Here is a 14,007-nt window from a genome sequence, read left to right on the forward strand (position 1 = left end):
AATGCATCGGGGGGATTAAGGGGGGTAATTTGAAATTCCCAATCCCCAGTCCCCAATCCCCACGAAATTCCAAGATTGAAGCGATCGCTCCAGAATCAATGCAGCATTCTGAAGTATCTTGATCCTGAGACCTTAGTCAAAAATTGAGAGCTAATGTGCCAATTGCTCGGAATGAATTGCAATGTTCCAACGGATATTTGCTTTTCTTTTGAAGGGTTTTCTGCACGGGGAGGAAAAACGGATGATCATAGCGATGGTTGGGGCATTGCTTTCTTTGAGGGAAAGGGATGTCGAATGTTTTTAGACGCTCAACCTTCTGTTGCTTCTCCGGTAGCTGAGTTTGTGCGGAATTATCCCATCCACTCAACCCATGTCATAGCCCATATCCGCAAAGCTACTCAGGGTGAAATTGCCCTACACAATTGCCATCCTTTCCGCAGAGAATTGTGGGGTCAGTATTGGGTGTTTGCCCACAATGGTAATTTGCCAGATTTTGAACCGGAAAATTTGGGCTTTTATCAAGCCGTAGGTGATACCGATAGCGAAAAAGCATTCTGTATGATGCTAGAAACATTGCGATCGCGTTTTCCTAAAGGTAAGCCTGACATAAAGGAACTGTACTCTGTGCTGCGAGAAATTACTGCTGTAATTGCAAAGTTGGGTATATTTAATTACTTATTATCAGATGGAGAACACTTTTTTGCTTATTGCTCAACTAAACTCAGCTACATTGTTCGCCAAGCGCCCTTTGCGGCTGCCCATTTAATTGACCAAGATATGACCGTAGATTTTCGAGAAGTGACTACTGAACGCGATCGCGTCGCTGTCATTGCTACTACTCCCCTCACTGACAACGAAGTTTGGACACAAATTCAACCGGGAGAATTACTAGTTTTTCAGGACGGATTACCTCTGAAATATGCATTCAGTTAAGAATCTTATCCTGTTAGCAAATTCAAAAATTAATCAGATTTTTCCCATTTGGATACTTTCTAAATGGGTTTTGTTTTTCATACTTATAACTAACGGATATTAACCTCTTGCAGGTAATTTACTCCCTGAAAATATTCAATTCTAGTAGCTGAGTTTTTAGGGATGGATGAATTTGTTCTTTTTGTAGAAGCTACTTTTTGATTGTCAGCTAGGACACGTTGCTTTTGAGTATACTCATTCAATTTGATTTGAGCTTGAGCATAAACTAGAGTATCTTGGGGAATATTTCGGAGAAATTTTACAGCCCGATTAAAATCACCAATAGATGCTTTCTTGTAAGCTTTTTGTAAAAAGTAAGCTGCTCTGATCTGCCGCTTTCGATTGTATTCAGCTAACTTGTCTTGAACTAAAGCACCAGCAGAACTTTCTTTAGGAATTTGCCGCAGATATTGTAATGCAGTAGAAAAATCTTTTTCAGTTGCTCTTTCGTAAGCTTTTGCTAATAAATCTTGCGTCTGTACTTCAATGTTGACGTATGCTTTCTGAACTAGTTTATCTGTTCTAGATTGCCAATATAAAATATCTGGAACTTTAGCAGCAGCATGAAGAACATCTGACCATCTGCTCTCATGAAAAGCTATTTGTGCTATTTGGTGTTGCTGTGCAGCAACTTGCCATTGCTGTTGCCATTCTTCAATTGTCGCTTGTGCTTCTGGATAAACGTTGCTGTGGGAGGGAATTGATTTCGCTAATGCGATCGCTTCTTGTAAATCCCCAGCTTGATATTCTTTTTTTGCTTGATATAAAGTGTCTGTTTCTGAATATGCAGGTGCAGTATTAACTAAAGAATATACACCAAATCCCATCAATAAAGAATTAGCCGCCAGTCCTACTTTCATCCCTGTGAATAATGGGGATGATTTGCCAGATACAGGGTTTGGAGAATTATTATCCTCAATCGCCACCTCTAGGGGAAATTTCTCATCTGTTTCTAATATTTGTGATGGCTCAGTTTCCCAGATTATTTGTTTAAGTATCCGCAGCACCTCAGCCGCAGACTGAAAGCGGTCTTGGTAATTGTAGCGGATCATTTGGCTGAGAACAGCAGCTAGATAATCGTTAACTGGCGTGTTTTGAGAACGCCAAAAAATTTCATTAGTATAAGGATCAGCTTTTAATTGTAATGGTTCTAACCCAGTTAAAGCCTGGATGGCAATCATGCCCAAAGCATAAATATCACTGTTGGGCTGTGTTTGTCCAATAAATTGCTCTGGCGGTATATATCCCAATGAAGTGACGGGAATTCGATAAATAGGCAATTCCGCACCTATGCCAAAATCGATAGACTGGATAGAGCCAAAATCAATCAAAACTAACTTGCGTAAAGCTTTATCGTTGCCATAGGCATCACTGGTACGTCTGATTAAGTTTTCTGGCTTGATATCACAATGAATCACGCCTTGAGAGTGAACAAATTCTAGAATACCTAAGACATCTATCAGAAATTCTACAACTTCCCTTTCACTCCACAGACACCCCCAATGTTGATCAATAGGTAATTCCGCAGTCAGCGCGTGTCCTTCAATAAGCTCTTGCACTAAATAAAATCGCTCATTTTCTTCAAAGCAAGCAATGAATTCAGGAATTTGCTGATGGCTTCCCAGAAGCTTAAGGGTTTCAGTTTCAGTCAGAAACATTAACCTCAACATATCTAAGTAGCCGGATTCGGAACTGCTAACCTTAATCTGTTTAACAACGCATTTGGGATTCTCTGGATAATCTACGTCAACAGCAATGTATGTTTGTCCAAACACCCCTGCACCAAGGCTTTGGACAATTTGGTAACGCCCTTGTAGTAATTTACCGATTATGTGGTGGGTCATGACCTGGTTACTCAGTAAGTCCTTTTATTTAGTTTTTCTGACATTCACTTCTGTTTCCGGAATGCTTGAGAAATAAATAATGAGAGTTTTGATACCTTGAATACCAATACTTTTCGGATAAACCCAACAATCTCTGTTTTGGTCTGGGGAAAGGTTAATGGGCAAGGGGTAAAGGTAAATTCAAACCCTTTCTCTTTCCCTTTTAACTGAAAAGTATTGCCTTAAATGCAAGTTTAATTTCTCAGTATTTTTGCGTAATCAAATATTATATTTGATTACAATTCTTAATCTGGCTAAGAGGTTGTTTGAAAAGTCTATCTATTGATTTCTTCATCGTGTTCAACTACTTCAGATTTATCTTGTAACGGCTTCACTACCCGTGCGATCGCTTCTTGAATAAAAGCTTTGATAAATTCATCTCTGCGATTAATTTGAAACTGTTTCTGCACAACTTCTGTCATTCCACCATCACCCCAGTCTTGATCATGACGAAAATATTCAATGAAACTTTTACCAGCAATTCGTGTTAAATAAGCTGCTGTCACGCCTTGAATGGCTCTACCAACCAGAAAGGTAGCAACATTGAGTTGCAAAGCTGTAGATAATAATTGAATTGCTCCCTTAACAATACCTAAACTCGCGATGGTTTTCGCTAAAGAAAGAGCTAACTCCCGTCCCCGTTCCATATTCAATTCACAGCCGTACACTCTGCCAATTTCTACAACCATTTGAGCGTTGACTGCGGCTGTCGCCAATAAATCTACGACTGGTATAGGTGTCACTGATACTACACCAGCACCAATCCATTGAAACCGTTCCACGATTTTGTCAGCTTGACGGCGACGCTGGCCATCAATGAGTTTTCGCGCCTCGTCTCCCAATCGCAGAGATTGTAAAAGAATATTATCCGCCACTAAATCTTCACCCTCGGCGCGTAAAACAGCAGCGGTGCGTCGCAGTAAGGGAACAATATCTGGTTCCGGCTGGAAGGTTTCGCCAGTTTCTAGTTGTGCAGATTGGGGATTCGCAGCGATCGCTACCACATCATTAGTAGCAATAAATCCCCGTACCCGTTGACGCAACCTAGCGAGGATGGATTCTTTATCTTCATCTGTATATAAATCGGTTTTGTTGAGAACCAAAAGCGATCGCTTCCCAATTTCTGCCAACCCCCGCAGCGGCTCATATTCTGAGCGTCGTAAATCATTATCTACCACAAATAACAGTAAATCTGCTTCTGTTGCCAGTTCTCGCGCCATTTGTTCGCGTTCCGTTCCCGCTACACCCGCTTCTAAAATTCCTGGTGTATCTGTAATTAAAATCTTGCGTTCTAATCCCTTCAACCGCAGACAATAAGTTTCCCCAACCTGAGTTGTACCCATCGGTGCATCCACTTGACCGACCATGCGTCCCATGATCGCATTTACCAGGGAAGTTTTACCAGCACTTCCCGTACCAAATACCACTACTTGAATTTCACCCCGTGCTAGATTGGCTTCAATCTCTCGTGATTTACTTAATAAAGCTTGACGTGCTACTTCATCTTGAATTTGCCCTACCTGTTGGCGCACAGCTTGAAGAGTTGTAGAAGCAGCATCAGATTTGCCAGCAGGAATTTGTGCCGCAGTCACTCGTTTAGGGTTACGGCGCGATCGCTTTTCCCCAGATTGAATCACCAGTACATAATAGACGAAAGCTGCAACCAAGGCTCCAATGAGGACAATTAGCAGTAACAGCAGCAAATTGCCTAGCAAAGGCGAATAGGACAATTGCCAGTAGAGCCGTGATAGGGAATCAATTAGCCACAGGGCTAGCCCCAAAATGACGATCAGACCAACAATCAGCGTTACTATGCGTGACAGAGGCATGGCTGGGAAAGATTAGTAAATATTCAGTAGGCAGATGCTTCTAATCTTAATAGTTTCAGCATTTTTTACCAGAGTAGTAGGAAGGAGGCAGGAGGCCTTTCTTGATAAAGCAACAACGCTCACTACATTTTCCCCTTTGGTGATAATTCTGTAAATCGCACTCTTGCGACCAGATAAACACTTCACTCATTTGAAAGAGATTACAGGACTTATGAAATTCCTGAATGATGCTGAAATCACCGAAGCTGGTTCCTTCTTGCTTATTTAGGAGCTTTGTTTTTGCCAGCATAGTGGCTCGATTGGATTTTTGGCGATTACTACGTTTAAAGCATTAAGAGCGATTCGTCGCAGCAATGCTAAATTTTGTGGAGCATGACCAGTACGGACGCGACAAGTATCTTCATGGAAAGTAACGTCCATTGTCTAATGTAGACGAATGGCTTGCCCCAGTTTGCAAGCATCACAGTCCAAACTAGTTAAATAAAATTGAACTTCACGGGTGTCTATGGTACGTTGACACTCAAATTATTTCCAAATGAGCGAAAATTCTGGCACACCACTGGATAAAAGGGAGCAAATTGTTGAAAATCAGCGTCAGGAGTAGATAATTCAACTAAAGTTTTAGGTGTAACTAGATGCACAATGGTTTTAGGAGTAAGCTACCACTACTGCTGACATTCTGCTTATTTACTAGCTTTTTGCCTGCTTCTGGTTCAGTTTTATGTCCAGCCGTTGCCTCTGACGAATACTATAAGGTAGCCAGAAATTATGGCAGAGATGGACGCACAGGAACCGATGGGCGATCGGGTAGAGATGGTAGCAGCGGTGAAAACCAAAATATTTTTGTCAATGGTTCACCTGTAAATCTTGATTTGTCGGGTAAAGATGGTGAAGACGGGGAAGACGGGGAACATGCTGATCGTCCTGACTGTGGTTATCAACGTAATCGCGTCAGCCACGATATAAGCGCACCAGATGGTGGTAATGGCGGTAACGGTGGCAAAGGAGGAAATGGGGGAAATGGCGGTTCCCTGACTGTGTATTACAGCAATTTGGCAGACTTACGAAATATTTCCATTAGGGCAACTGGTGGAAAAGGCGGGCGCGGCGGTAGAGGTGGCAACGGTACGGAGGGTTGTAACTGTCACAGACGGAGATGGGAAGTGAAAACCTGCAAGGGAACTCCCGGTAGCCCTGATTACAAGTGTACAGATAAGGTTTATCGATGTAGTGATGGTAGCGATGGACGAGATGGCAGTGATGGTAGCGATGGTAGCCAAGGACGCTTAGGAACTTTGAGTATTGTGAATAGCAAGGAAGCTTTGGCAGATGATGTTCCAACTGTGCAGCTAGAAATTTCGCAACTGATAAACAAACAGGTCAACCTCTCGAAGAATAAGTGGAATCAACGCATGGGGGCAACTTCTCTACTTGCGCCTGGTGCTGCGATCGCTGATGATTATCGAGAGTTTGAACAACGTCTAGAAGAGGCTTTTCAAATAGTTTGGCAAGAAAGACAACCCATTACCAGCTTTGGTAATCAAGCTGTAACACTAAATTTAACTGATAACAAACAAGTAGAAATTACTTTTTCCGAAGAATTATGGGTTGAAGGTAACACCAAAAGTGACGCTAACTTAACAACATTTACCGTTAACCATGCCATTCCTCAAAAAGATGTTACCCGATTAGCTGTGGCAGAGTTTGCCGATGCAGGACAAAACCTCAACTTAAAAATAGTCGATTTGGCAGCAAAGTCTGATGCTATTAATACTCAGTTTCGCGTGAAATTCCGCGCCCAGGATAGCTTGCACGGTTTTTCTGGCTACAAAACTGAATATGAAGGGGATATTCCCAACGAACTTGTGACTCGTGACTACAACCGTTTTACTCTAGCTTTGGGCAAGCTGAAAATTCCTGATGAAGCTTTACGCCCTGGTATTAATGTTGATATCGAAGTCGTAGCAACTCGTTCTTTGGGAATACGTTCTGCGAAGCAAACTATTAGCTGGCAGGGTGCAATCCGCAAGCCTAGATAAAGTTTAGGAAGATTTTTTACCATCTGAAACCATTTGCGAGAGAATATAGGCTGCAAAATCTAGTAACTGATCCAGCAAAAAACCAATAATCCCGATGTAGATGATCACCTGGATGATGTAATCAGCATTGCCAGCTTTATAAGCATCCCACAGGGTAAAGCCAAGTCCTTTTGGCCCTGTTAACATTTCTATGGCAATAACTATAAACCAGGCTACCCAAATGCTAACTTTCAAGGCATGAAATAGATGAAATATAGCTGCTCGAAAGTTGTTATTCTGTCTCTTAAAATGTCGCATACCTATTGCAGTATTAATAATCATCGTCCAGAGAGTTCCTAGAAAAACTACTATAATAGCAGCCGATTCACTCTCTTGAAATGCTATTAGGGCAATAGGCAGCAGAGCTATAGGAGGGATACTATGTGGTATCTGAAATATCAGCCTAAATAGCTGATAAATCATGCTATTCATCCCTATAAAATATCCGATAAAGCTACCCAATACGGCTGCTGGAATGTAACCCACAAACAACCGTTGTAAGCTAGCTAAAATGTCTAAGAACATATTATTTTCTCTGCCTCAGTTCTCATAAAAACATTTGGGAAATACTGCGGCAATAACATAAAAAGTGTATTTCAATACGCTTTTTATTTGATTGACAAAAGATTTTTATATCTTCTCCTCCTTGATAAGTAATCAAAAAAACTTAGGTATTATTACGATAAGATAGTAGTAGTACAAAGAAGAGGTAAAACTTTGATTTACTAAACTTTATCAGAAAAGCAAATGGTGATTAGTAAATTAAATACAATTTCCAGATTTTACTTGCTTGGTGATTGTAACAAGTATAAACATGTACAATTTTTTATACTAAATAAAGAACCAAGTTTGTTATTAGCAATACAGAATATCTATACAATGGGTAGATATGTAAAATCCCGGATTTCTCACCACAGCTCTTAAAGCCTGCGCTTGTGCAGAGGAGAAGTGATAAGTAATGAGTAATGAGTAATGAGTAATGAGTCATGAGTAATGAGTAATGAGTAATGAGTCATGAGTAATGAGTCATGAGTAATGAGTAATGAGTAATGAGTCATGAGTAATGAGTAATGAGTAATGAGTCATGAGTAATGAGTCATGAGTAAAATTTCTTACTTCTTACTCATTACTTCTCCTCTGCTCCATCAAACGCTTTAAGCTTGTGAGAAATGCAGGAAAATGTAATATAGTTCAGTACAGTTTTTTTGTGAAGCTGATTGCACAAGCAATCCAACCAGTTTGCGGTGAATCGGCTTAACTGCATTGCGGGAAGAAAATTGTGCATCGGGACTTACGGCAGCTAAATCCGCCCGCAACGATTTAATATTATTGATGGCTCATTGATAAGCTGCGATCGCAGTTTCGATTTTGCCTTGTGCTTTCGTTACCCGTCCAATTGCCACTGCCAGCGATAGGCAATATCACCAGCATTGATTTGTTGGGCTAGTCCTAGTGGAGTAAGTTGCTATGAGAATCTTGCTGATTGAAGATGACGAAATTTTAGCGAGTGTTTTGTTGCAGTCTCTTACCCAACAACACTATGCTGTTGAAATCGCACGAGACGGACAAATTGGCTGGGAATATGCCCAAAGTACGAACTACGACTTGATATTAACAGATGTTGGACTGCCAAAACTCGATGGCATTACTTTATGTCAGCGCTTACGTTCTAGTGGCCGTTCCACTCCTATTTTGTTGATCACAGCAAAAGATGAAACTAGCGATCGCATCCGTGGACTTGATGCTGGAGCAGATGATTATCTCATTAAACCTTTAAATTTGGGAGAACTCCAAGCAAGGGTACGGGCTTTGTTACGTCGCGGCGATACTCCCCGTCCTCCAGTGCTAGAAGTTGGGGCATTGCGGTTAGATCCAAGTATTTGCGAGGTAACATACGATAATCAAGTTCTGGATTTAACACCCAAAGAATATAGTCTGCTGGAGTTATTACTACGGAATCCATTGCGGGTTTTTAGTCGCGGAGATATTATCGAACATCTCTGGACTTTTGACGATCCACCCCAAGAGGAAACTGTTAAGTCTCATATTAAGTGGTTGCGACACAAGTTAAAAGTAGTTGGAGCCGTAGACTGGATTGAAAATGTTTATGGTTTGGGATATCGCTTAAACTCTCAAAAAGCTACTAATAGAAATAGCGAAAAAATAACTCAAAAAAATCCAGAGCAAAATTCCTCCATACCCGATACTTCCTCATCCGTTGAACAGCAATTTAACCAAGCAATGAGTGGGTTGTGGAGTCAATACCAAGGGCTAATGACACAGCGAATGGAGGTACTGCAACAAGCAGCAGTAGAACTATCTAGCGGCACACTAACTATAGAATTACGTAAATCGGCAGAACGGGAAGCGCATAAGCTAGCTGGTGTTTTGGGAATGTTTGAGCAAGAAGCAGGAACTCAAATAGCACGGGAAATTGAACAGATTTTAGACAAAGATGGAGAGTTATTACCAGCCCAAAAACCCCAACTAATATCGCTGATCCAAGAGTTAGGCAACTTGATAAACCCAATGGTACAAAAAGTAGTTAATCAAACTACTACCTCGATTGGGGAAGAGATAAGTCCTAAGTTACTGCTGATTGATCCTGATTTCCAACTGGGTTCACAGTTGCAACAACTTGCATATTCTATGGAAATGCGTTGGCAACAAATAACAACGTTAGAAGGTGCAAAAAACTTCTTGCAAACCACATCACCAGATTTAGTAGTGCTGAATGTAGATGAGATCGGGCAGCGAGAGGAAACTTTAGCATTAATGCTGGACTTAGCAACATATACCCCTGCTGTACCTGTTCTGGCGCTGGCTCTCACTGATCAGCTAGTGGATCGTGTGACTTTGGCTCAGTCTGGGGCGCGGGGTTTTCTCGTCAAACCTGTCACAGCAAATCAAGTTTGGGAAACCGCATCTCAAATATTGCAGTTTACCCGTTCTTTAACAGTAAATGTATTAGTAGTTGATGATGATCCACTGATTTTAGCAGCACTAGGCCCAATGTTAGAACCTTGGGGAATGCGAATGACCGGATTGGACAATCCCCTACGTTTCTGGGAGGTATTGCAATCTACTGCACCAGATTTGTTGATTTTGGATGTTGAAATGCCCCAAATCAGTGGTATAGAACTTTGTCAGGCAGTTCGCACAGATCCGCAATGGCAGGAATTACCAATCGTATTTCTGACGGCTCATCGGGAGATGGAAACAGTGCAGCAAGTGTTTGCTGCTGGAGGAGATGATTATGTGGTTAAACCAGTTGTGGGAGCAGAACTGCTAGCAAGGATTACCCACCGCCTAGAACGCAGCCGCCTACTTCAGTCGCTCTCTACCAAAGATCCCTTAACCGGACTAGCAAATCAGTTCCACTCTAGCCGCGACTTACAGCACTTGATTGCTCAAGCCGAGAAAAATCAGCAATCGATTTGCTTGGTGACATTGAATATCAGCGATTTACGTCAAATTAATATCCAGTATGGCCATGAGGCTGGTAATCAAGTATTGCAACGATGGAGTCGTCTATTCCAATCGGTTTTTTGCAGTGGCGAAATATTGGGATATTGGGGTAACGGAGAATTTATGGTAGGAGTTTCTGGGTTTACTCAAACAGATGTCGTCAAACATCGCCTCAGTGACATTTTAACCAAGCTCCGCCAACAAGTCTTTACAGCTCCCAATGGCGATCGCTTCCAGGTAACTTGTAATTTTGCTGTGGTTGAGTATCCTAATGATGGACTAAATATCCAATCTTTATACCAAGTTGCTAATTCCATGCTGAAGCAGAACTAAGGCAATACTTCTCAGGTTTTGCATTTTTAACTCGGAATCGGGTTTGGGGTTAAGGGGAAAGGGTAAAGGGGAAAGGGGAAAGGGTAAAAGGGAAAGTGCGTTATGGACACGCGGAAATAACAAATGAGTTCGCCGAAATAACAAATGAGTTCGCGGAAGCAACAAATGCGATCGCGGAAATAACAAATGAGTTCGCTGAAGCAACAAATGAGTTCGCTGAAGCAACAAATGCGATCGCCGAAGCAACAAATGCGATCGCTGAAGCAACAAATGAGTTCGCCGAAATAACAAATGAGTTCGCGGAAATAACAAATGAGTTCGCGGAAATAACAAATGCGTTCGCTGAAGCAACAAATGCGTTCGCCGAAATAACAAATGCGTAGGCATCGCCCAATACGGTTGGAAAGGGGAAAGGGTAAAGTAAAGAATGTATTCAAAACCTTTCCCCTTTCCCCTTTACCCTTTCCCCTTTACCCTTTCCCCTTTACCCTTTCCCCTTTCCCCTTTCCCCTTTCCCCTTTCCCCTTTAACCGAACCGTATTGCTTGCGCCCCTACTCCCCTTCTAACTGTTGGGCTACCAGTCTGGCAAATAACCCGCCTTGAGCGAGCAATTCCGCAAAATTACCTACCTGCACGACATGACCAGCGTCGATAACATAGATGCGATCGGCATTACGAATTGTGCTGAGGCGATGGGCAATCACCACTCTGGTAGCATTTAACTTAGCTAAACTTTCAGTGACAATTGCCTGGGTGCGGTTATCGAGGGCGCTGGTTGCTTCATCCATCAAGATAATTTTAGGCTTGGAAACAAGCGATCGCGCAATCAATAATCTTTGCCGTTGTCCACCGGAAAGATTACTACCACCCTCGGCGACAATCGTATGCATCCCCATTGGCATTTGCTTGATATCATCAGCAAAACCTGCCATTTGTGCCGCTGACCAAGCTTCTTCTAGGGAAACTAAAGCCCCGGCGGTGATGTTATCAAAAACCGATCCCGTGCCAATTTTCCCATTTTGCAGTACCACTCCTAACTGTCTTCGTACAGCCTGTAGTTCCATCTCTGCTAAATCTTTGCCATCATAATAGATGCTACCTGTCAATGGAGTTTCAAAGCCTAATAACAATCGCAATATCGTTGATTTTCCACTTCCAGAAGAACCAACGATCGCAATAAATTCTCCTGGTTCGGCATGGAGGCTGACATCATTGAGGATTAAAGTTCCATTCTCAGAGTAGCGAAAGCTGACGCGATTTAGGGCAATACGCCCGCTTAATTGACCGGGGTTAACCTTGGTTGAGTCATATTCAGGCTGCGATCGCCAAATCGGTTTTGCTCGTTCCCATATTGGTACAATACTCCAAATTTCCGATACAGTATTGCTCAGGTCAATTACTCCTTTGATAAAAATCGTCAAAGCATAGTTGAAAGCAACAAATGTACCCAGTGTCAAGCGTGTCTGCATCAACAGCATGGCAAACCCAAACAGCAGTATAGAACTCACCAAAGGGAGTGCTTCATTAAATACAGAAATACCATCTTTAATCTCTTGCCAACTCGCCTTCAGTCGGATCTGCTGGCTGTACTTTTTTGCCCAAGCTGCAAATGCGCGTTCTTCTGCCATTGTCACTCGCAGTTTGGCGACACCGTTGATTAGTTGGACGGTGAGTCCCTGAATTGCACCATTGAGTTCTTGCTCTTTTTTCGATTTCTTCACCAAGAGGAAACTTGCAACAGTCGTAACCACAGCGGCAAATATTGCTAAACCCACGCCTACAAGCGCTAGTTGCCAACTGTAGATAAACATCAGCACCAAGTTAAATAGGGCAAAAACTCCACTCAACAATGTTCTTTGGGTAGCACCACTGAGTTTTTGATGAATTTCCCTCACCGCCATAACACGGTTGACTAAATCTCCAGAAGTATACTGGCGAAAAAAGCTAGGACTTAATCTGAGTAACCGATCCCAGATAGCTGGCTGTAATATGCTATCAGTGGCGCTTTCGACTCGTAGAGTAATAATACTTTGGGCAACTTGAAAAGCTAACTGCCCAAAGGCGACGGCAAACATAACCAATCCGATCTGCCACAGCAAAGCGCGATCGCTATCTGGAATGGCATGATTGATTAAAATTGCTGTTGCTTGTGGTGCAACCATCCCCAATATTGTGCCTAGTAGCCCTACCACTAAAATACTGGCGATGTCTTTTTCATAACCCTTGACCCCAAACCGCAGCAAATCGACGGCTTTGAGGGCAACTTGGGGTAATGGTCGATACAGAACGTAGGCTAATGGTGATAGTGTTTTTGCTACTGCCTCATTTACAGGTGTCCGAGTCCGCGCTACGGGGTCAAAGATGACATAATCTCGATTATCTGTAGGTAACAACGCCACTGGGCGTTCCAACTGAGTATAAGCTAACATCGCGCCTTGGTCTTGATGCCACCAGCCATCTGCTAAAGTTATCCGGCGGATACGAATTTGTGATGCTTGTGCGATCGCAGCTACAGGGTCTTTAATAGAATTCAAATCCTCTGCTGGTGGACGAATCTCTATTCCCAGCGATCGCCCAACTGCCCCAAATGCTACCAATAAGGGCGGCCCTTCCTGAGAAAAAACCGCCTCCTGCTGTGGCTGCAATATTGTTGCTAAATCAGAGAGTGCCCCCTCTATTACTTGCTGATTAAATTGTTCGCGTTCCTGAAACTGCCGAAATTCTGCTTCTGCTTCTTTATTTGCCAGCAAACTGAAGTAGTGAAAGAAATAAGTATGCAAACTGGCTAAACCTGCCAGAAGTTCCTCGGAATTTTCTAAATCTGCCGTTGGTAACACTTGTCCGATAACCGCATTTTCCGCCTCCAGCCACATATCACTCGTGAGTGGAAACGCTGGTGAAGTAGGATGCAACGTTAATTCCTCAACTCCCATCCAGTGAGTATTGCCTTGCTGCAACTTCACCCATACAAGTGTTTGTTGCCTTCCCTGTAGCGTTTCACCAGACGATAATAAAAAATCCCGTTCAACTGCCTGCACAAGGTTTAATGGCGTAGTCAAAACTGTTTGCTGGGCACTAAGAGATTGTCCTAAATGATTTACCCAACCTTCTAAGAGTTCTATGGATTGAGAGTCAGCCGCACCGATTCCCTTAACCAAATCAACCATTGACATCTGGCATAATTGGGTAGGTTCAACTGCGATCGCGACAAAATTCCATTGACTTTGTGCTATTACTTCCGGTAACAAGGCTTCACCAGCGTTGACATGAAACAGATAGCGGCGATGTTCCTTTGATAAGCTGTTTTTAACTCTAGTGGCAAACACCGCCAATGTTCCAGACTGCACTATCCAGAATGTTTCTGAGCCATTCAACAGTACTGGTTCGTTTGCTTGGAGGGAGTACAGTTTAGAAGAAGGATTCACCTGTGCGCTACTCATTAC

At 42.5% G+C, this 14,007-nt stretch carries 9 protein-coding genes; 4 read left to right on the forward strand and 5 right to left on the reverse strand.

The window, feature by feature from the left end; translation table 11 throughout:
• Window positions 1-153: 153 nt before the first annotated feature.
• A complete protein-coding gene (locus ACWATR_RS00005) occupies window positions 154-933 on the forward strand; it encodes a class II glutamine amidotransferase (RefSeq protein WP_460328294.1) in 780 nt (259 codons plus the stop codon).
• Between the two features lie 89 nt (window positions 934-1,022).
• On the opposite strand, the gene ACWATR_RS00010 is transcribed toward ACWATR_RS00005, so the two are convergent.
• From ACWATR_RS00010 to ACWATR_RS00020, 3 genes are all read right to left on the reverse strand, one after another.
• Window positions 1,023-2,816 carry a protein kinase domain-containing protein gene (locus ACWATR_RS00010; RefSeq protein ID WP_460328296.1) on the reverse strand — a complete coding sequence of 598 codons (1,794 nt, stop codon included), beginning with the start codon at window positions 2,814-2,816 and terminating at the stop codon, window positions 1,023-1,025.
• A gap of 314 nt (window positions 2,817-3,130) precedes the next feature.
• On the reverse strand, window positions 3,131-4,684 hold the full coding sequence (locus tag ACWATR_RS00015) for a YcjF family protein (RefSeq protein ID WP_460328298.1): 1,554 nt from the start codon (window positions 4,682-4,684) through the stop codon (window positions 3,131-3,133).
• 264 nt (window positions 4,685-4,948) lie between these two features.
• Complete coding sequence (locus tag ACWATR_RS00020; protein ID WP_460328300.1) at window positions 4,949-5,104, reverse strand: hypothetical protein; 156 nt, start codon at window positions 5,102-5,104, stop codon at window positions 4,949-4,951.
• A gap of 215 nt (window positions 5,105-5,319) precedes the next feature.
• Between ACWATR_RS00020 and ACWATR_RS00025 the strand changes: the two genes are divergently transcribed.
• Window positions 5,320-6,723, forward strand: coding sequence for a collagen-like protein (locus ACWATR_RS00025; protein WP_460328302.1), 1,404 nt, complete (start codon window positions 5,320-5,322; stop codon window positions 6,721-6,723).
• Between the two features lie 3 nt (window positions 6,724-6,726).
• Here ACWATR_RS00025 and ACWATR_RS00030 read toward each other — a convergent pair whose 3' ends face one another.
• The gene (locus ACWATR_RS00030; protein WP_069072224.1) at window positions 6,727-7,287 is read right to left on the reverse strand and encodes an ABC transporter permease; all 561 of its coding nucleotides are present in this window, start codon (window positions 7,285-7,287) and stop codon (window positions 6,727-6,729) included.
• 942 nt (window positions 7,288-8,229) lie between these two features.
• Here ACWATR_RS00030 and ACWATR_RS00035 point away from each other — a divergent pair.
• Both ACWATR_RS00035 and ACWATR_RS00040 read left to right on the forward strand, forming a co-directional pair.
• Window positions 8,230-10,563 (forward strand): response regulator, encoded by a 2,334-nt coding sequence (locus tag ACWATR_RS00035; protein ID WP_460328305.1) that lies wholly within the window; start codon window positions 8,230-8,232, stop codon window positions 10,561-10,563.
• Between the two features lie 95 nt (window positions 10,564-10,658).
• The gene (locus tag ACWATR_RS00040) at window positions 10,659-10,946 is read left to right on the forward strand and encodes a hypothetical protein (RefSeq protein WP_460328307.1); all 288 of its coding nucleotides are present in this window, start codon (window positions 10,659-10,661) and stop codon (window positions 10,944-10,946) included.
• A gap of 169 nt (window positions 10,947-11,115) precedes the next feature.
• Here ACWATR_RS00040 and ACWATR_RS00045 read toward each other — a convergent pair whose 3' ends face one another.
• Window positions 11,116-14,004, reverse strand: coding sequence for an NHLP bacteriocin export ABC transporter permease/ATPase subunit (locus tag ACWATR_RS00045; RefSeq protein ID WP_460328310.1), 2,889 nt, complete (start codon window positions 14,002-14,004; stop codon window positions 11,116-11,118).
• Between the last annotated feature and the right edge of the window lie 3 nt (window positions 14,005-14,007).

It is taken from the genome of Nostoc sp. UIC 10890, from assembly GCF_054786515.1.